Consider the following 20,152-nt stretch of genomic DNA (forward strand, 5'->3'; position numbering starts at 1 on the left):
CCGAACCCGGGCGACGAAACACCTAACACCGTTGACGGGGCAAGAGGCACGTATGAACCAGTGCATCGCGGCACCCGTCCGCCCGTTCGACGGCCCGCGTGGCACCGTTTTCGTAGGGGCTCCATAGCCCCGCATTCCCCACCCCGTTTCGACGGATGTATTGTCGCCGATCAGCATTCACCGAGCAACGACTCATATGGACGAGCGCCAACCACAGTTTCCGACGACGCACCGACGACGCCCACGGCGGGCGGTGAGAGCATGAGCATGGACACGGCCGAACAGGACGAGCCGAGCCTCGAGGGTGGCTACGACCCCGAAGCCGTCGAATCGCGCTGGCAACAGCGCTGGGTCGACGCGGATGTCTACGCCTACGATGGCGACGAAAAGCAGGACCCGAACACGGTGTATGCGATCGATACGCCACCACCGACGGTCTCGGGCAGCCTGCACATGGGCCACCTCTATGGCTCGACGCTCCAGGACTTCGCCGCCCGGTTTCAGCGGATGGCAGACGGCGACGTGCTTTTTCCCTTTGGCTACGACGACAACGGGATCGCAAGCGAACGGCTGACCGAAAAGGAACTGGACATTCGCCACCAGGACTACGAGCGCCGCGAGTTCCAGAATCTCTGTCGGGAGGTCTGTCAGGACTACGAGGCCGAGTTCACCGAGAAGATGCAGGCACTCGGCACCTCGATCGACTGGAACAACACCTACAAGACGATCGAGCCGCGCGTCCAGCGCATCTCGCAGCTTTCGTTCCTCGATCTCTACGAGAAAGGGCGAGAGTACCGCAAGAAAGCGCCCGCGATCTGGTGTCCCGACTGTGAGACAGCCATCTCGCAAGTCGAGATGGAGGACATGGAGAAGGGGTCACACTTCAACGACATCGCATTCGAACTCGTCGGCGAGGACGCTCCCCGCGATGAGTTCGTCATCTCGACGACCCGTCCGGAACTCCTGCCGGCATGTGTCTCGGTGTTCGTCCACCCCGACGACGAGGAGAATCAGGATCTCGTCGACGAAACCGCTCGCATTCCGATCTTCGGCCACGAAGTGCCGATCATCGAAGACGAGCGCGTCGACATGGAGAAAGGCAGCGGCGTCGTGATGTGCTGTACCTTCGGTGACCAGAACGACATCGAGTGGTACCAGGCCCACGACCTGCCGCTGCGCGTGGCCATCGACGAGTCCGCGACGATGACCGACCTCGCCGGCGACTACGAGGGCATGTCCACCGAGGAAGCCCGCGAGGCCATCGTCGAGGACCTAGACGACGAAGGCTCCCTACGCGACCGCTGGGCGATCACCCACGCCGTGCAGGTCCACGAACGCTGTGACACGCCCGTCGAGTTCCGCGTCTCCAAGCAGTGGTACGTCGAAATCTTAGATCACAAAGACGAGTATCTCGAGGCCGGCCAGGAGATGGATTGGTACCCCGAGAAGATGTTCACTCGCTACCAGCACTGGATCGAGGGCCTCGAGTGGGACTGGCTGATCTCCCGCCAGCGCGACTCGGGCATCCCGTTCCCGGTCTGGTACTGTGAAGACTGCGACCACCCAATCATGGCCGAGCGCGAGGACCTGCCGGTCGATCCGCTCTCGGACGAGCCGCCGGTCGACGCGTGTCCGGAGTGTGGCCACGACGCGTTCGAGCCCGAAGAGGACGTCTTCGACACGTGGGCGACCTCCTCGCTGACCCCGCTGATCAACGCCGGCTGGGACTGGGATGCAGAGGCAGAGGAGTTCACGATGGACAACCCGGAACTCTACCCGTTCGACCTGCGTCCGCAGGGCCACGACATCATCTCGTTCTGGCTGTTCCACACCATCGTCAAGTGCTACGAGCACACTGGCGAGGTGCCCTTCGACGCGACGATGATCAACGGCCACGTTCTGGACGAGAACCGCGAGAAGATGTCCAAGTCGCGTGGCAACGTCGTCGAACCCGACGCGGTGCTCGCGGAGTACCCCGTCGACGCCGTCCGGTTCTGGGCCGCCAGCGCCGCCGTCGGCGACGACTTCCCGTATCAGGAGAAGGATCTGACGGCGGGCGAAAAACTCCTGCGCAAGCTCTGGAACGCCTCGAAGCTCGTCGACACGCTCGCGCCCGCTGATCCCGACGAGCCCGCCGACCTCGAGGCCATCGACCGCTGGCTGCTCGCAGAACTCGACGATGCCATCGAGGATCTGACGGCCCATCTCGAGGCTTACGAGTTCGCGAAAGCCCGCGACCGCCTGCGGACGTTCTTCTGGAACACCTTCTGTGACGACTACCTCGAGATCGCCAAGACCCGCGAGGACAACCCCTCGACGCAGTACGCGCTGCGAACCGCACACCGAACCTTCCTCGAGCTGTGGGCGCCGTTCCTGCCCCACGTGACCGAGGAGATCTGGCAGGCGATCTACGTTGCCGACGACGCGGCCCTCGAGACGAGCAGCATCCATGTCCGCGACTGGCCCGAACCGCAGGGCCACGAGGCCGACTTAGAGGCCGGCGAGACCGCCATGGAGGTCATCTCCGCGCTGCGTCGCTACAAGAGCGAGAACCAGTTGCCGCTGAACGCCGACCTCGAGTCGGTGTCGGTCTACGGCCCCGTCGAGGGCTTCGAGGATGCCATCCAGAACGTGATGCACGTCCAGAAGCTCACCGTGCTCGAAGAGCAACCGGAGATCACGACCGAGGTCGCCAAAATCGATCTCGATTACTCGACGCTCGGGCCGAAGTTCGGCTCGAAGGTCGGCGAGATCGACGCCGGCATCGAGAGCGGCGACTACGAGATCGACGACGACGAAAACGTCCTGCGCGTCGCCGGCGAAGAACTCGAGGACGACTTATTCGAGGTCGAACTCGAGCGCACCTACTCCGGCGAGGGCGAGATGATCGAGACCGAATCGGCGGTCGTCATCCTCGAGTAAGTCGGTCGCCACCACTGGCAGACGAATCCGGTCCGCATCGTGGTCGCTTTCTGAACGGTCGTTTACTGTATCTCGTTGGTGTCTGAATTCCGTCCCACCAGCAGAAAGGCTATAACTATCTCGGGCAATCTCGAGTCGTGCTCTGCTGAAGTCGAGACGAGCCGACGGGTTGGCCGCGCCGCGTAAGCCGAGTACAGAGCACCATGAAGACAGATACATCGAACGCGACCCGCACGGACACTGACGACCGCCTCTCTCCGACCGTCATCTTCGAGCTGTTATGCGAGGACCATCGACGGTACGCGCTGTCCTACCTCTCGCAGAAAGTTGGAGCGGTCAGTCTCGAGGAACTCATCGACTGGCTCGCCCACCGTGGCGGCGAGCAGGCGCCCGAACGGATCGACCGGCTCACCGTCGAGTTCCACCACAACCACCTCCGGGAACTCCTCGATGCGGGAGTCCTCCGATACGACGCCGAGGACGGGACAGTCGAGCGGCAGGCTGTGGCCCGCTCGCTGGATCCGTACCTCGAGCTTGCGACCGACGACGACCTGTCGCTGGCGGAGTGACCCAAGCGGTTAGGGCCGATTCCGGACCGCCTCGCACTTTTTCACCCGGATCGTGAGCGCGAGAAACAGCGCGAGCAGCACGAGCGAAACCTCGCCAGCAGCGATGACACCCAGCGCGTCGGCCTCGAGGAACATGCCCGCGTCACGCGCGACCGGGATGATCGTGTGGTGGGGTTCGCCGACGACAGGGACGAAGTAGTCGACGATCAGGTTACTCCAGTACCAGCCGGCGGCGACGGCGACGGCCCAGACAGGAAAATCACTGATCCGGTAGAGGACCAGCGCCTGCACGACCATCCCGAGGTGGCTCCAGAACAGGAAGTTGTACATCAGCGGGGAGAGATACGTGTAGGACTCGGCGAACGCAAGCAGCGTGTAGGGCGTCCACAGGCCGAGGACGATGTTCCCGAAAAAGGCGAGTGCAGTGAGCCATGGCTGTTCGCGGCCCAGCTTCCAGCAAGCGATCGCCAGCGCGATAAACAGCGTCGCGAGCGGGCTGTCGGGCACCCACGGCCACAGCACTGCCGTCGTTTCGGCGAACTGCCCCGAGTAGTACCAGAAGCCAAAGGCCGTCCCCACGAGGTTGATCGCCACGATAAGCCACGCGAACCGCAGTCCCAGGTCCTCGAGCGTCGTCGGTACCGGCGTGAGATACGACGGGAGCGACTCGCCGTCGTCGCGCTCGCGGTCGGATAGCTGACCACTCGAGGTCGGCACAGTCATTGTCCAGCGCGACGGACGGGACCTGCAAAACAGTAGCGGTTATCGCTGCCTGCAGTCGTGACCCCTATCACTACGACCGCCCCGCTCGTACCGTCGGCTATGACCACTGCCGAACAACGGTCTCGAACACGGCTGTCGACCGGCCACGCGGTTACCCTCCCACTCGAGCTATCGCTCGCGATGGGTGGCGTCGTCGTTCCCGCCCGCCGGAGTCGCCTCGAGGCGATCCTGCCGGACGGACTCTCGTCGCTTGCGATCGCCCCCGGAATCGGCTGTGTCGCACTCGTCGGGATTCAGTATCACCGAGTGGGTCGCAGCGAGCGAGACGCGACGGGGCTCGAGCCCTACGACGAGTTCGCAGTCATCATCCCGGCGGTCTACGGAAGCCGAACGAACGTTCCACTCGCACAGCTCGCAGATGGCGAGATCGGCGGCTACGTCCACTGGCTGCCGGTGACGACCGAGCCCGCGGTCGCGCTTGGCCGCGAGCTCTGGGGGTACCCCAAGGAACGAACCGCCGTGACGGTGACTGACGGACCGAACGGGGTCCGTGCCGTCGTCTCCGGTGGGCGGTACGGTAACCGTGAGACCGTCCGGCTTGAGGTTTCTCGCCCGCAAGCCAGCGTGCGAGACCGCGACTGGACGCTGGCGAGCTACACGACGAAAGCGGGGACGCTTCTGCGGACGCCGGTCCAGATTCAGGGCGACGCGGCGATCGGAATCGGCCCGTCCGTCGGCACGACCCTCGAGGTTCCACCGGACCTGACACGGGAACTGGGACTGTGGCGACGACCGCTCGCTCGGCTGTACGGCTCGCGCGTTCGGGCGCGCCTACTCGAGGGTGAGAGGATGACCGAGTGATACTACTTGATGAATCACGAGGGCGATACTGGCTCCTGCGGGCATCTCGTAGCCGATTTCGGACGCTGCGGCCAGACAGGCACCAAAGAACACGCGTAAGTGCGGTGGCTCCTAACCGCGCAGTATGGCCGAGAACACTGATCTCGAGGAACTGCGACGCGGAACCGATCTCGTCAAGCGCGGTTTCGCACGGATGCAGAAAGGCGGCGTCATCATGGACGTCGTCGACCCCGAACAGGCCCGTATCGCCGAAGAAGCCGGCGCAGTCGCCGTGATGGCGCTGGAAGCCGTCCCCGCGGACATTCGCAAACGCGGCGGCGTCGCCCGGATGGCAGACCCCGCAGACGTCGAGGAGATCGTCAACTCCGTTTCGATCCCCGTCATGGGCAAATCCCGGATCGGCCACACGAAGGAGGCCCAGATCCTGGAAGCCGTCGGCGTGGACATGATCGACGAAAGCGAGGTCCTCACGCCCGCGGACGACGCCTATCACATCGACAAGCGCGACTTTACCGCGCCCTTTGTCTGTGGCGCGCGCAACCTCGGCGAAGCCCTGCGCCGGATCGACGAGGGCGCGGCGATGATCCGTACCAAAGGCGAGGCCGGCACCGGCGACGTCAACCAGGCCGTCCACCACCAGCGGACGATCAAAGGCGCAATCCGCAAACTCGAGGGCATGAGCCACGAGGAACGCGAGGCCTACGCTCGCGAGATCGAGGCACCCGCAGACCTGGTCCACGAGACTGCCGAGATGGGCCGGCTGCCGGTCGTGAACTTCGCTGCAGGTGGCATCGCGACGCCAGCCGACGCCGCGCTGATGATGCACCACGAGTGTGACGGCATCTTCGTGGGCAGCGGGATCTTCGGCGCGGAGAACCCGCCGGAGATGGCCGAAGCGATCGTCGAGGCAACGAACAACTGGGACGACCCCGAGGCGCTCGCGGAGATCTCGAAGAACCTCGGCAAGAGCATGAAAGGCGACGCGAACGTCGACCTGCCCGAGGAAGAGAAACTGCAGGGTCGCGGCGTCTAACTCGGCGTCCGAGAACGACGGATCGTTCGAACGCGACGTCTTACCGCTGTTTTCGCTTGCATGCCGTGAGGCAACAGCGTGGCACCAACGACCTTAGTCGCCGAGTTCGGCCTCGTATGCGGTGACCGTCGCGTACGGAACGCGTGGTCCAGCGCCGGGGATGTACTCGAGGGTCGTGAGACTGCCATCACCCTGAATCTCGACGGCGGCGCTCCCGAGTTTGACCTCGTCGCCAACGACGGTTCCGACGATCGTCGGATTTCCGTTGAGCGTCACGGTCGACTCCGGTGCGTAGAGTAGCGCGTTGATCTCCGGCGTTCCGCTTGCCGTCTGCACGGCAGAGTCTGAGGAGAAGACCAGTCGTGTCTGCGAGGCGTTGGAGGGGTTTCCAATCACGGCGTTTCCCTGAACGTCGAAGCCAGTGTCGGCGTAGATCGTGAGGTCGTTACTGCCCGTAACACTGAGGTTGCCGTTTCCGGACGGCGGATCGAACGAATCCCGGACCACGATGTCTATATCTCCAGTAGACGTATCGAAGTGGTGACTGTTGTTAATTTCCTTGACGCAGTGTACCCCGGACCGGGTTACAGTTTCGTTTAATGTCCCGAACTCGTCGCATGCCTCGAGCGCACGATCGACTTCTTCGTCTGCCGACGGGTAGTCGTAGTTTTCGTGAGAGATCGTACCGTTGACCATCGAGTCGTCGATGGTGATGGTGCCGGCTCTTACGTCCCCGTCGATGAGGTGTTTCTCCGAGTTTCCGCTGGGGTTGGCCGTGACTGTTTCGCCGATAACGGCACCGCCGAGGCTTCTGCCGTTCTCCGGAGTGAGCAGCTGGATTTGAACGCGCTGTGGCTTGCCCTCTTCACAACTCTCAGTCACGCTCCCCTCGAGCGAGTCTGTGAGTTCCCGTTCCCACGCATTGCAGTACGCGCTCTCGATGGCAATCCGAACCGCGACGCCCGCCCGTGTTCGGTTCGACCGACCGTCGAGATCAACCTGCTCCGGGGTAGCCGCTCGTCGGACGGTTCCATCGACGGCATTCCCCCTGACCCGACTGCCGTCGAGGCGCACGATTGGGAACGTAAGCGTTCCGTTCCGATACTCGATCCCGGGTTCGGAGACCGTCGTGGACCCAACACCGTCAGTTCGCCAGACACCACCGCCCTGATAGGCGACTTCTGTGTCACCGTTGACGTACGCCAGCGTTCCGAGCGATTCGTTGTACAACACTTCAGTCCCTCCTGAGTCGGTGTCGCGGGTAATAGTGACACGACCAGCCTCGTCCCGCATGGCGACGTGACCGCGATCGAACGGGCCGAGCGACACGTCCGACGGACTACGTCCAGTGGCAACAGTCGTCTTGGTATCGTGGGTGAACTCGAGCAACGAGTGTTCGGCGTGTTCGATCTCGGCAGCAGACTCGTAGGCCTCGAGGCCGCTCGCGCCGAACAGTAACACGACGGCAATTCCTGCGACAACGATCCCGACGAGCAATACGACGCCGAGAAGGTGTGTCTGTGCCCGCTGACGATCCGTCGGTGGGCGCGCCGACCGGTCCGCTGATTCGTCTCCCTGCTGTTCCCCGGCCCGTAGCGCGTCAAGCACCCACCGCATACGGGCACCGATTCCTGACTATCACGGATAGTTATCAATCGAGATACGCAGCGTAACAGCCGACCTAACGGGGAGTAGGGGCTTGTTACGGCGGATAGCCGGGTCGTCGACGGGGGTTAGGATCGAGCGATCACCGTGAGAGCGATCGAAAGAACCAGCAGGTACGTCACCAGCGCACCGATCCCCGCCGAGAGCAGCCGCGACGGTGCGACGGCAATGCCGACACCGACGATCACGAACGCGCCCACGAGCGTTCCGACCTGGACGGTCGGTCGCTCCCAATACTGACGGACGAGTTCACTGTGGCGGAACGCGATCGCCTCGAACAAGAGCGTTCCCAGACCACCGAGCGCAACCGAGGGGACCGACAGCGGCGCGCCCGCGGCGAGGAGGCCGCCGCCGAACGTCGCCAGTGCAATCACTGCAAGGACGCCATCGGTTACTACTCGATCCATATCGTCGGTTGAATCACATTGACGGCGCAATCACGAACGGATTGCGGTTGCGACGGAAAACAGGGACGACCGACAGGTCAGCGATATAGCTGTGCGCCGTCGCCGACGGTCGTCTGGTAGGCCCGGCTTTCGACGCCGACCGCGTCGAAGGCGTCGACCATTGCCGCGGCAATCGCCCGCTGGTCACGACGGTGACAAACTGCCAGCACGCCCGGCCCAGCACCGCTTACGGTCACGCCGGTCGCACCTGCCTCGAGGGCGGCCTCGCGAACCCGGTCGTAGCCATCGATGAGTTTGGTGCGCTCGGGCGTGACGATGGCGTCGTTCATCCCCCGCCCGACGAGGTCGGGATCGTCTCGGGTCATTCCAACAGTGAGCGTGGCGGCGTTGCCGACGGTGTCGACGACCTTCGAAAGTGGGGCCGAGTCGGGGACGACGCCGCGCGCGTCGCGCGTCGACACGGATATTTCGGGGAGGCACGCGACGACGGGGACGGAAGCGTCGACCTGCGTGACGCCATCGTCGGTGACGACGGTAAACCCGCCGAGTAGCGCAGGCGCGACGTTGTCGGCGTGTGCCTCGCCGGAGACGAGCGCTTCGCCCTCGGCGGCGATGGGGACGAGTTCCTCCCGCGAGCGACCGCGATCGTAGAGGGCGTTGAGCGCAACGGCGGCGGCAGCCGCGCTCGCGGCCGACGAGCCAAGCCCCGAAGAGGGCCGGACGCCTTTGTCGATCCGGATTTGTGCCGGGGCGTCCAGCGCCTCGGCGACCGCGCCAACGGTGTTCTTGGCTGGGTCTTCCGGGATATACTCGCTGCCGGCTCCCGTAACCGTAATCGTCGTTTCCGGGGCGCGCTCGACCCGAATCACGTCGGCGGGCGTCCCGAGAGCAACGCCGAAGACGTCGAAGCCACTCCCGAGGTTCGCACTCGTCGCCGGTGCCCGCACGGTGAGCATGCCGATTCCTTTCAAGACGGCAGTCAAAAAGGTAGCGAACGAAGACGGCGCGAGGCGCAGATCGACGGCACCACGAGGCCGCGCCGTGTGTCGACGGCGGTCAGCTACCGGTGCTCGAGCCGATCACTCGTCGTCGTCGGTCGTCCCAAACGTGAACACGTCGTCGCTCTCGCTCGTGTCGTCTTCGCCCTCGTCGTTGGTCGACACGTCGTCGCCGTCGGGGCTGTCGTCTGTCGCGTCCTCACCGTCGAGGTCATCGTCGATAGGCTCGAGCGGTTGTGCAGCCGTCTCGTCAGCAGTCGCGTCGCCCTCACCGAGCTCGTCGTCAACTGGTCCAAGCGGCTGTGCAGCCGTCTCGTCAGTAGTCTCGTTGTCCTCACCGAGCTCGTCGTCAACTGGTCCAAGCGGCTGGGCGGCTGCGTCGTCAGTGTCGGTACTCGAGTCAGCCGTCGATTCGAACTCGTCGGCTGCGTCGTCGGTGCCAGCCTGCGTGTCAGCGTCGTCCGCGAGCGGATCGGCAGCGTCGGTCGACTCGAGGGTATCGCCGTCACGGTCGGCGGACTCGTCAGCGTCAAGTCCGAGGATCTCTTCGGCACCGATCTCGTCAGCGTCGGCGCCTGGGGACGCAGTGTCGAGGACGTCCTCGGATGGGGCGGTCTCGAGAGCGTCGCCATCCGAGCTCCCCTCGAGTGGCTCCGCAGGTGACTGCTCGGACGCGGCTGTGTCGTCGGTCGATTCGAGCGTGGTATCCGTCTCGTCACCGAACGCGAGCGCGTCCGACGCATCCTCGGTGGATTCGAGCTCCGACTCGAGCGTGATGCCGCCGGATTGGTCGTCGGGTCCGGCGCTCTCGTCGATGTCGAACGACGTGTCGGACACCGACAGCTCCGCGTCGACGTCGAACGTCGACTCGAGGGCTTCCTCGTCGTGGTCGACGTCGGTATCGAACCGGTCGAGTGCTTCGGAGAGCTGTGCGGCCTGCTCCGAGAGGCTCGAGGCGGAGTTGGTGACTTCCGTGAGTGCGGTGGTCTGCTGTTCGGCTGCGGCGGCGACGTTCTCGGCTTCCGCGGTGGTCTCCTCGGAGATCGTCGCCGCGTTGTCGACCATTGCAACGACCTCCTGGGTCGAGGCAGCCTGCTCTTCGGTGGCTGCGGAGATCTCCTGGACGCCGATATTGGTCTCCTGGGCGAGATCGGCGATCTCCTCGAGCGCTTCGACGGCGTCCTGGACCTGTTCGGTCGCGTCTTCGATGTCCGCGCTCGTGTCCTCGACTTCGGCGGCGGACTGTTCGGTGCGTTCCCGAATCGCCTCGAGTCGGTCCTCCGCCTCGTCGGCCGCTTGCGCAACGTCTTCGGAGAGGGCCTTGACCTCCTTTGCGACGACGGAGAACCCTTCGTCGTCGCTGCCGCTTGCAGAGCGAGAGGCCTCGATGTTGGCGTTCAGCGCCAGCATGTTGGTCTGGCGAGCGATCTCCGAGATCGTGTTGATCAGCTCGTCGATCTGCTGGACCTCTTCCTCGAGGCGGCGCATCTCGTCGACGGCGTCGCCGGCCTCGGTTTCGATCTCATCCATGGCGGAGATCGCCGTCTGGGCGGCTTCCTGCCCTTCCTGGCCAGTGTTGACGGTCCGTTCGGCGATATCGGCCACCTCGTTCGAGGAGGCGGCGATCTCCTCGGTCGTCGTCGAGAGGCCGCCCATCTCCTGGTTGACCGACTGCAGCGACTCGTTCTGACGGTCCGCACCGTCCGAAATCTCCTGGACCGAGCCGGTCACCTGTTGCGAGGCGGAGCGGACCTCCTCGCTCGAGGCGGTCACCTGCTCGGAGGCGGTCGCGACGTCGGTCGCGAACCGGTTGAGCTCGGCGATGGTCCCCTCGATCTCGTCGAGCATCTCGTTGAAGTCCTCCCCGATCTGTTGCATCTGCTCGTTGTCGCTTTCAGCCGTCGCGCGGGCGGTGAGGTCTCCATCGGCGGCCTTGCCCATGACCGCACAGTACTCGGCGGCTTTGTCCTCGAGGTGGGTGTTGATCTCCTCGGCTCGTTTGCGCTCGCGTTCGGCCTCCTCACGTGCGGTTTCGGCTTCCATGATCTGCTCGCGCAGTGCGTCGCGCATCGAATCGAAGCCGTCGTAGAGGCGACCGATGTTGTCGATCCGTTTGGTCTCGAGATCGACGTCGAGGTTCCCTTCCTCCATCTGGCCGGCTTTGTCGGTGAGTCGGTCGATCGAGACAGCCGTGTTGCGACCGAGGACGGCACCGACCATGCCGATCATGAGGACGCCGAGGATCGTCGCGTAGATCCCGTACTGGTTGATCGTCGTGACGAACCCGAGGGCCTGATCGGCTGGTTCGTGGGTCACGACGACCCAGTCGGTACCGAGGACACGCGCAGAGCTGGTGACGTATTCGTCGGAACCGTCAGTCCCGAAACTGTAGGCATCGGTTCCGAAGTTCAAAGACGAACTCTCGATTCGTCGGGTGGTTGCTCCACCGGTTCGTGCGCGGTCGATTAGTTCGGTGTCAGCCCCGTATTCGAGTCCGAGTGTTTCGTGACCCTCGCCGTATGCTTTGTTATCGAGCATCACCTCATTGTCGCCGTTGAGGAGCATCGTCGTAATCTCGTCACCGCCTCGAAGCTTGGCCGAATAGGCCTCGAGATCGACGGTATACACGATCGCACGATTCTCGTTTTCCGCGGAGAGTTGGACGTAAGTGATGACGGCGGTTTCTCGGTCGTATTCATCCTCAGTGAGGTAGGCGTCCGAGACCCAGGGAACGGTCTGGGTGGCGTTCGAGTACGCAGCAGCGGGGACATTATCGATCTCGCCCGCTGGCGCGTCGCGAAGCGCCCTGTTGGTGCTTGCAGTTACCGTCCCGGTACTGGTATCGACGTACGAGATATCGAACGTATCAGCGTCGAGATGTTCCTCCCAGCTGAGGAACTGTTGTTCGATCGCGTCCGGATCGTCGCTGGCAACGACGTCAGACCGGGTGATCATCTCGACCGTATGTTCGTTCTGTTGGTCCCACAGCTGCAGGTTCTGGGCCTCCTGTGCGGCAGCGGAGGCGTGGTCGGTCTCGACCCGATCTTCCATCTGGTTGGTGATCCCCGCAGTTGCGACGTAGCCGATCAATCCGACAGACAATCCGAGTATCAGTAGCGCGATCCCGAACTTGACCGCGTACCTCCGTCGGATAGCCGCCGGCACTAGCCGTCGAGCGAAATCCATAGATAAGAGATGCGTTATTTCGTCGGTACATAAATTATAATCCGCTGTTATCGGAGGTGATAATCGGACCGGTGAGAGACGAATATGTCGAACGGCGCAGTTTAGGGCTTCAATTTTCAGAAAATTACAATAATATGTCGAAGGTGTCGCTATTGTACGCACTTCCGATCTAAAATCTAAATAGAGACAGAGGTCGGGAAACTCCCCACGACGACGCACGTCGGTCGAGGCATCCGATCGAACACGCCACCGAGAGCTAACTGGTATGCCAGATTAAATGTTATGTTTGTATGACATTCTCCACAAGCATTAAGAAATGGAGGTCGAAATGGTCGTTCAATATGGGCGACTCTAGTCGCGAACAAGAAACCACAGGGGACGCCAGCAGTGCCGGGCGACGACGTGGGCTCGATCGTCGGCAGATTCTCAAGACGACGGCGGGTGGGGCTGCCGGCCTCTCGCTTGCAGGCTGTCTCGACACTTACGGCTCGATCGTCGGGAGCGACGAGGCGGAGCCGGTCACCATCGGCGTTCTCGCACCCGGCCCGAACAGCGATACCACCGGTCGTTCGAACCTCCGGGGTGCACAGATCGCAGTCGACGAACTCAACGAGGGCGGAGGCATCCTCGGTCGTGATGTCGAACTGGCCGTCGGCGACACGAACAGAAGCGAACCCGAGGGCCGTCGGCAGTACCAGCGCCTCGTCCTCGACGAGGGAGCCGACGTCACCGTCGGCGTCGCCACGAGTGAGGTACTCGAGGGAATCCTCGATGACGTCGCCGAACAGGAGACGATCCATCTGACCGCTGGGTCCGTAACGATGACGCCCAGCGAACTGATCAGCCAGCAGTACGAGAAGTACAAGTATCACTTCCGGGTCGGCCCGCTCAACGGCCACGACCTCGCAACGCACCAGATCGACTTCCTCGACGCCATGGGCGGCGAGTTGGGCTGGGAGTCGTTTGCCGTCCTCGTCGAGGACTACATCTGGACCGAATCGCTGTGGGACGTCTATCAGGACGAACTCGACGGCGACGTGACGTTCTGGGAACAGTACCCACCCGAAACGGACGACTTCTCCGATACCTACGACGAAATCGCGTCGACGGATGCCGACGCGGTACTCGAGGCAGTCGCCCACACCGGCGCCACGTCGCTGGTCGACTGGAACCGCACCCAGCAGCCGTTCGGGTTCGGCGGCGTTCACATGCCGATGCAGTCGCCGGCGTACTACGAACAGGTCGACGGGAACTGCGAGTACGCCGTTGGCTACACGAACGTGACGCCGACGGCCGAGTATGAGCCGGCTAAGTCGTTCATCGAGGAATATCAGAACCGCCACAACGGAAACAGTCCGATCTACACTGGCTACAGCAGCTACGACGCGGTTCACGTGTTCGCCAAGGCGGCAGAAGAGGCCGGCACGCTCGATTCCGACGAACTCGTCGGCACGCTCGAGAACATCTCCGTGAGTGGCACCACCGGCACGATCGAGTTCTACGGAGCAGATCACGAGTTCGCCCACGACGTGAGATACGGCGAAGACTACGTCCACCCGGTGTACTTCCAGTGGGTCGAAGACGAAAACGGAGAGGGCGTCCAGAACGTCATCTGGCCCGACGACCAGGCGGAAGGCGACTACGTCGAGCCGGACTGGCTCTAAACAGCGCGTCTCTCCTGTTTTGCTGTCAGCGTTCGTTTCGACATCGTTACAGCAGCCCGTCTCAGTCGTCAGCGTTCGCCTCGAGCGACCCGCTCGCAGCCACGAACCGATCACCGCCGACCAGCAGTGCGCCCGCGAGCAGCCCGCCGAGCGCGGCGAACCCGGCGATCACTGCGAAAAACGCGGTCTGTGAGAACTGGCCGAGGACGAAGCCACCGAGCGCGATGCTCACCGACCCGAAGCCGAACTCGGCGAGGTAGGTGTAGCCATACGAGAGTCCGCGGGCGTCCGGCGGCGTATAGAGCGCGACGGCGTTCTGGTAGAACGGCTGGATCGCAAACAGGAAAAAGCCCAGCACGCCACAGAGGACGACGATCGGGGCGAGTCCGGTCTCGATCGCGGTCACTGGCACGAACGCGAGTGCGAGAACCGTGAGGACGACGAAGATCCCTGCGAGCCCGCGCGCCGGGGCCACGCGACCGGTCAGTTTGCCGCCGGCGTACTGGCCCGCCATACCGACGACCAGCAAGCCGACGTAGATGTAGTCGGCGGGTTCGATTCCCTCGAGGCCAGCCGGCAGCGCGAGCGCGTCCATCGCCGCCAACCCGTGGAGGATTTCGGGCAGGTACGTCAGCGTGCCACGGTAGTACAGCCCTTCGAAGGTGACGAGGACGAAGACGACGGCGAAAGCACTCGCAAACAGCGTGCGCGTATTGCCGACGACCTCCGACAGCGACAGCGCCTCGTCGGGACCCGCGTCGGCGTCGTCCCCAACCGCTGCGGTCGGATCGAACTCCGCACTGAGACCGTAGCCGACCGCGAGCAGGCCCGGGACGGTCAGAATTGCGGCGACGACGGACCACTCGAGGAAGATCAACAGCGTCGCAGCGACAAAGGGGCCGAGTGCGATGCCGGCGTTGCCGGCGATCCCGTGCCAGGCGAAGACGGTCCCGCGATCCTCGACGCCGGTACTGATGAGCGCGAGGCCAGCAGGGTGATAGACGCTGGCGGCGACACCCCACAGAATCAGGCCGACTGCGATGGCGTAGATCGAATTCGCGGCGGCGAGGACGAGAAACGACAGGCTCATGCCGGCGAGACAGACCAAGACGAGTCGCTTGGTGCCGTAGCGGTCGGCGAGAATTCCGCCGGGGAGCGCACCCAGCCCGAACGGTGCGTAGCCGAGCGCGACGACGATCCCGAACAGCGCGACGCCGACGTCGAACTCGGCCAGCCAAACGACCAGGAAAATCGGGATCGAGGTCTCGAACCAGTGGACCAGCGCGTGGCCCGCCATGGTAAAGCCCGCGATCGCCCGGTCGTTCGCGTTCAGGGCCATACGAATCTTGCTCGAACTCGAGTTGCCGTCCACTTAGCGGCTTGGAAATCGGCGTGGCTCGTTTGTGCGATCGCCACTACTGTAGCAACTCGCGCTCGAGGTCCGTGGGCAGGATGATATCGATCTCACCGGCACTCTCGTACTCGTGGATTACCTCGACGATCGTCTCGAAAGAGGCGAGGCGCTTGCCCTCGAGCCGATGGAAAAACAGCGAGGTGATCCCCCGCATCGAGGCCGTGCGTTCGATCGCCGTTCGTGCCTGCTCAGTGCTTGGCTCGCCGATCCGCGGCGCGAGTTGCGGATTGGAGACGTAGCCGTGGGCCGGTGCACCGCCGCCAAAGGCGAGGTCGTGGTTGGCTGCCACGAGTTCGAGCGTTGTCGCATTGTATCCGCCGAACGGATAGGAAAAGTAGTGAGAGCCTCTCTCGAATCCCCGTTCGCGTAGCCACTGCTGCCCGTCACGGATCTCGGCGGCCTGCTCGGCGGCGCTGAGCGTCGGCAGGTCCGGATGAGTGACAGTATGGTTGGCGATACACCAGCCGGCATCGTGGAGTTCGCGAGCCTGCTTTGTCGACAGGCGTGGATCGCCGCCGACCTCGCCGCCGTCGACGTAGCCGGTCGGGACGAACGAGACTGCGGGGTAGCCGTAGTCCTCGAGGATCGGCAGCGCCTCGGTGTAGTCAGTGACGTGGGCATCATCGAACTGGATCATCACCTTGCCCCGCTCCGGTCGCGGGACGAAATGGAGGTCGTCGAACCAGACCGTTTCCGACACCCCCTCTCCCGTCCAGACGAGAAGGTGTACTGTCTCGACTGCGGTCGGATCGAACCCATCGGCACGCTCCGTCACGCCGAAGTTGTATCGGGCGAGCGGCAACCCGCCTTTGATCCCTCGCCGAAAATCGGCTGCGTTGCCGTTGACGTCGATCAGTCGCAACCAGGGGACGACGAGCGATGTCGACGCGACGGCAAGACCAGGTGCGACGGTCGTACAGTCGAGCGGCGTCGAAAACGACCGCACGAGTCTGGCGCTCGGTTCGTCCGCCGGGATTTCGAGTCGGGCGCTCTGTGACCCGACGACGGCCCGGTCGGGTGCCGCCGTGAGCGTCCCTCCGTCTGGCTCCCAGGCTGATAGGTCCTCGAAATCGTCGACAGTGCCGACCAACTCCGATGTCTGGGTTGACCGCTCGTTCGTTGCGTCCGCGTTGGGGTCGTTTTCGGGGCCGCTCCCCGAACCGGTCGAACTCGATTCCGACCACGTACAGCCTGCTAGTGGGGCCGTCGCGGCTGCCACAAGGTATGTACGTCGCTGCATTCAGCGAGAAGCGATGACAACGGAGAACGTTGTTACGTCGGTAGTACAGTCACGATCGAGAGCGTAAGCAGTCCGTACACTCACAGAAGACAGTCAAACTGAACCGCACGGATCCGCGTCTCCAACCTGCGGTCGACTCGAAGAACGGCCACGGTTCGACCGTCCATACCGTGGCCAGTTACTCGTCGTGCGCTCGAGAGTTATCAGGACTCCTGTCAGTGGGTTTCAGCAGGTCCACGACTCGCCATGCGGGTCTGCCGGGACTCAGCGAAGCAGCCCGTCTCAGTCGTCTTCGCGATCGACGACCTGCGAGACGTCGACGTCTTCTGGTTCGTCCTGTCCGCCGACGACGAGGTCGCCATCAGCAGTTTCGACGTAAACGTCGTCAGCGAAGCCACCTTCGGCGTGTGGATGCTCGGGGTCCTCGAGTCGCTCGGGCGTCGAGGGTGCCTCGGGCACGCCTTCGGGCGGGGCGAACTGGCCGAGGGGCTCGTCGATCGTGATGTCCCACCGCTCGAAGAACTCCCGATAGCGGTCGTAGTGGGCCTCGAGTTCGTCGGCGGGGAACTCCATCATCTCGGTCCAGCCGTGGTTGTAGAAGTCGAAGTTGGCCTGAATGTGCGTAATCTCGCGGGCCTCGGCCTCGGAGTAGCCGTCCTGCAGCGCGCGCAGATAGGTGTCCATCGTCGCGTCGAAGAAGCCGTCGAGGTGTTCGCGGCGGTCCTCGGCGTGGGCGGGGTCGGCTTTCCCGGTGAAGATCTTGGTGTGGAGTTTAACCAGCCCCGCGTTGGCGACCGAGCGGACGCCCGGCGTCTCGAGGGCCTTCTGGTAGGCGAAGTGTTTCGCGTTCTGGCGGAGCTTCATGTTCTCGCCTTTGGAACAGCGCCTAAAGAACAGTTCGGACAACACTGTTAGGGTGTGGGTGTTCGAGTGGCGTGTCACGATCGCGTGAGTGCCACGTTCATCTCTACTGGGACGAGCAAAGAACGGAGGCGACACCGATCTCTCCCTCTTTCGAGGAATGTTGCCTGAAAGTTGATGGTAGATACATACTGTCAACAATTACGCGATTATGTTTACTATCGTTGTGTCTTCAATGCGAGTCCGGCAAAATAGACGAGATAGCAATCCACTTTAACCCGGGTTACGAACGGTCTGGATATGACTCAGTACGTCATCATCGGTGACGGGATCTCGGGTAGTTCGGCTGCCGAGACCCTCCGGGAGGAAGACCCGGACTCGGAGATTACCGTCATTACCGATGAGGGGGAGCCACTGTATAACCGGATTCTCATCAAGGAACACGCGAAAGGCAAGCTCCCTGAAGCGCCCATCTCGATCCACGATGAGGAGTGGTACGACGAACGCGACATCGACCTCTCGTTGAACACCTTCGTTACGAGCGTCGACACCGACGCGAAGGTCGTCAACACCCACGACAGCGGCGAGATTCCCTACGACAAACTCCTCGTGGCAACCGGCGGAACGCCGACACAACTCCCCGTCGATAACAGCGACGCCGACGGGATCCACCACTTCTGGACGTTCCAGGATGCACGTGGGATCCGCGAGCACGCCGAACAAGCCGACAACGGCGTCATCGTCGGTGCCGGCCTGCTTGGAATCGACTTCGCGGCCGTCTGTGGCGCACAGGGAATCGAGGCCGACTACCTCATGCGTGGCGACCGCTGGTGGCGCTACGCGCTCTCGGGAGAGGGTGCCGAGATCATGCACGAAGGCATGCGCGAGGTCGGCGTCGAACCCGTCTTCGACAGCGGCGTCGATCACTTCGAGACTGACGACGACGGTCGCGTCACCGCTGCCGTCGATCCCAACGGCGACCGCTACGAGTGTGACTTCGTCGGCGCTGCGATCGGCCTGAACTTCAATACCGAGTTCCTCGATGGCGCTGGCCTCGAGGAGGACAACGGCATCATCGTCGACGAGTACATGCAGACGAACGTCGACGACATCTACGCGGCTGGCGACATCACCCGCTTCTACGACGTCCTGCTGGGCGAGCAGGCCCAGAACGGCTCGTGGGGCTCGGCCAAAGAGCAGGGCCGGGTCGCCGCGGTCAACATGGCTGCCGACGAGGAAGCCGAGGAGTTCGAGTGGGTCTCTTCCTACTCCATTACGCACTTCGACTTCCCGTTCCTCTCCTTTGGCCATCCGACGCTCGGCGACGAATACGCCGAACGCAAATACAGCGACACCGAGTGGCGACGCATCGCCTTCAAGGACGGCAAGGTCGTCGGCGGCGTCCTCATCGGCGACCTCTCGCCCCAGAGCCAGCTCAAACAGCTGATGCGCGAACAGCGCGATGTCGCCGACCAGGCCGAGGTCTTGCTCGAGCAATCCGTCGACCTGGACGAGCTCGCAGCGCCACAGGAACAGTAACCCACGCTGCTGCGGTCGGTCGCGGCGACTCGTTTTTTGCTGTCCCTACTCGAGCGTCACCGCTCTCAGCCCACTCCAGTAACAACTGAAACGATTTAACACACAGATCGCACAGCTGTCGTGCGATCAGGTGTGCACTGACTGTCAGTGGCTACTGTAGAACCGACACCGACCAGCGACAACTCCGAGCCGCAGTGACTCGCTCACGACCCCTTGAGCCGGAACTATTAAGTCAAACCGACACATTTGGTAACAATGAACATGGCTGCCAGTGAACCCCGTCGCCGATCAGTACAACTCGAACGTGACGACATCCGGCTCGAGCGTGTCGAATCGGTCGCCCCGGATGCAACCGTTCGCCACGTCGACCAACTCGATTCGGACACGCTGGAGGCCGTGTACACGGCTGCGTCGACTGATCGGTCCGTTTCAGCCGCGGGGACTGGACTCGAGCCCGGCGAGGTGATCGTCTTCACGGATTACTTCCGCGTCGAGCGCGCCTGAACGGCGCTCGCGGACTGTTCTGTGCGATGAGAGCGCCAGCGAGTCGTCGTGAGTGTGCAGTATCGAAGTCGTTTTCCCACGTGCGCGCGTTCGATGGCACATGAACGGCGATAGCGACATGACGCTGGCGTTCGAACTCGAGGCGCTGAAGGCACTCGCCTCGCCCGAGCGCGTGTTCGAAGACGCCAGAGGCTGGACCGAGTACATCGGCGTCGTCTCGGAGAAGCCGACCTACGTCGTGACGAACTTCACGCGGAAGAACCGTGTCCGACAGGACTTCTTCTCCGGCCCCCGCGGGAAAGAAGAGAGCCTCGAGGGCGTCAAAGACCAGTTCGACACCGACCGCTACGTCTACATCGGTGCCAGCGAGGAAGACGAGGCACTCGCCGAGGCGGTCGACTGGGAGTACCTCGCTGTCGAGGACGCTGCCGAGGCAGCCGACTGGATCCTCGCGACCCACGCCGACGAGGAGGGCGACGAGGACGAACAGGTTCGCGACGACTGGCCCTGAGACGGACTCCTGTCAGTGCCAGTGGGACCGCGACCCTCTGCGGTCCCACCGGGAC

General features: G+C 63.2%; 16 protein-coding genes. 8 read left to right on the top strand and 8 right to left on the bottom strand.

Going from position 1 to position 20,152, the window contains the following annotated elements; translation table 11 throughout:
* The first annotated feature begins 267 nt into the window (after window positions 1-267).
* A complete protein-coding gene (locus tag ACERI1_RS11195) occupies window positions 268-2,922 on the top strand; it encodes a valine--tRNA ligase (RefSeq protein ID WP_373618550.1) in 2,655 nt (884 codons plus the stop codon).
* A gap of 203 nt (window positions 2,923-3,125) precedes the next feature.
* On the top strand, window positions 3,126-3,491 hold the full coding sequence (locus ACERI1_RS11200; protein ID WP_373618245.1) for a hypothetical protein: 366 nt from the start codon (window positions 3,126-3,128) through the stop codon (window positions 3,489-3,491).
* Between the two features lie 9 nt (window positions 3,492-3,500).
* Here ACERI1_RS11200 and ACERI1_RS11205 read toward each other — a convergent pair whose 3' ends face one another.
* Window positions 3,501-4,214, bottom strand: coding sequence for a DUF1405 domain-containing protein (locus ACERI1_RS11205; RefSeq protein ID WP_373618246.1), 714 nt, complete (start codon window positions 4,212-4,214; stop codon window positions 3,501-3,503).
* 99 nt (window positions 4,215-4,313) lie between these two features.
* Between ACERI1_RS11205 and ACERI1_RS11210 the strand changes: the two genes are divergently transcribed.
* On the top strand, window positions 4,314-5,075 hold the full coding sequence (locus ACERI1_RS11210) for an acetoacetate decarboxylase family protein (RefSeq protein WP_373618247.1): 762 nt from the start codon (window positions 4,314-4,316) through the stop codon (window positions 5,073-5,075).
* 124 nt (window positions 5,076-5,199) lie between these two features.
* Window positions 5,200-6,108, top strand: coding sequence for a pyridoxal 5'-phosphate synthase lyase subunit PdxS (pdxS, locus tag ACERI1_RS11215; protein ID WP_373618248.1), 909 nt, complete (start codon window positions 5,200-5,202; stop codon window positions 6,106-6,108).
* A gap of 93 nt (window positions 6,109-6,201) precedes the next feature.
* On the opposite strand, the gene ACERI1_RS11220 is transcribed toward pdxS, so the two are convergent.
* The 4 genes from ACERI1_RS11220 to ACERI1_RS11235 all read right to left on the bottom strand — a co-directional run bounded on the left by ACERI1_RS11220 (window position 6,202) and on the right by ACERI1_RS11235 (window position 12,364).
* Window positions 6,202-7,725 carry a hypothetical protein gene (locus tag ACERI1_RS11220; protein WP_373618249.1) on the bottom strand — a complete coding sequence of 508 codons (1,524 nt, stop codon included), beginning with the start codon at window positions 7,723-7,725 and terminating at the stop codon, window positions 6,202-6,204.
* Between the two features lie 116 nt (window positions 7,726-7,841).
* Window positions 7,842-8,180, bottom strand: coding sequence for a hypothetical protein (locus ACERI1_RS11225; RefSeq protein WP_373618250.1), 339 nt, complete (start codon window positions 8,178-8,180; stop codon window positions 7,842-7,844).
* Between the two features lie 77 nt (window positions 8,181-8,257).
* On the bottom strand, window positions 8,258-9,136 hold the full coding sequence (locus ACERI1_RS11230; RefSeq protein WP_373618251.1) for a homoserine kinase: 879 nt from the start codon (window positions 9,134-9,136) through the stop codon (window positions 8,258-8,260).
* A gap of 123 nt (window positions 9,137-9,259) precedes the next feature.
* Window positions 9,260-12,364 carry a methyl-accepting chemotaxis protein gene (locus ACERI1_RS11235; RefSeq protein ID WP_373618252.1) on the bottom strand — a complete coding sequence of 1,035 codons (3,105 nt, stop codon included), beginning with the start codon at window positions 12,362-12,364 and terminating at the stop codon, window positions 9,260-9,262.
* Window positions 12,365-12,705: 341 nt separating this feature from the next.
* Between ACERI1_RS11235 and ACERI1_RS11240 the strand changes: the two genes are divergently transcribed.
* Window positions 12,706-14,028 carry an ABC transporter substrate-binding protein gene (locus ACERI1_RS11240; RefSeq protein ID WP_373618253.1) on the top strand — a complete coding sequence of 441 codons (1,323 nt, stop codon included), beginning with the start codon at window positions 12,706-12,708 and terminating at the stop codon, window positions 14,026-14,028.
* Between the two features lie 61 nt (window positions 14,029-14,089).
* On the opposite strand, the gene ACERI1_RS11245 is transcribed toward ACERI1_RS11240, so the two are convergent.
* The 3 genes from ACERI1_RS11245 to ACERI1_RS11255 form a co-directional block, all read right to left on the bottom strand.
* Entirely contained in the window at window positions 14,090-15,367 is a 1,278-nt protein-coding gene (locus ACERI1_RS11245) for an MFS transporter (RefSeq protein ID WP_373618254.1), read from the bottom strand.
* A gap of 76 nt (window positions 15,368-15,443) precedes the next feature.
* On the bottom strand, window positions 15,444-16,682 hold the full coding sequence (locus ACERI1_RS11250) for a polysaccharide deacetylase family protein (RefSeq protein ID WP_373618255.1): 1,239 nt from the start codon (window positions 16,680-16,682) through the stop codon (window positions 15,444-15,446).
* Between the two features lie 282 nt (window positions 16,683-16,964).
* The gene (locus tag ACERI1_RS11255) at window positions 16,965-17,546 is read right to left on the bottom strand and encodes a DUF6149 family protein (protein WP_373618256.1); all 582 of its coding nucleotides are present in this window, start codon (window positions 17,544-17,546) and stop codon (window positions 16,965-16,967) included.
* 297 nt (window positions 17,547-17,843) lie between these two features.
* Here ACERI1_RS11255 and ACERI1_RS11260 point away from each other — a divergent pair, with 297 nt between their 5' ends.
* The 3 genes from ACERI1_RS11260 (at window position 17,844) to ACERI1_RS11270 (ending at window position 20,097) form a co-directional block, all read left to right on the top strand.
* The gene (locus ACERI1_RS11260) at window positions 17,844-19,082 is read left to right on the top strand and encodes an NAD(P)/FAD-dependent oxidoreductase (protein ID WP_373618257.1); all 1,239 of its coding nucleotides are present in this window, start codon (window positions 17,844-17,846) and stop codon (window positions 19,080-19,082) included.
* A 255-nt stretch (window positions 19,083-19,337) separates the two neighbouring features.
* Window positions 19,338-19,586, top strand: coding sequence for a hypothetical protein (locus tag ACERI1_RS11265; protein WP_373618258.1), 249 nt, complete (start codon window positions 19,338-19,340; stop codon window positions 19,584-19,586).
* 100 nt (window positions 19,587-19,686) lie between these two features.
* Complete coding sequence (locus ACERI1_RS11270) at window positions 19,687-20,097, top strand: hypothetical protein (protein WP_373618259.1); 411 nt, start codon at window positions 19,687-19,689, stop codon at window positions 20,095-20,097.
* Window positions 20,098-20,152: the final 55 nt, after the last annotated feature.

Source organism: Natrinema sp. HArc-T2 (assembly GCF_041821085.1).
Taxonomy (GTDB): domain Archaea; phylum Halobacteriota; class Halobacteria; order Halobacteriales; family Natrialbaceae; genus Natrinema.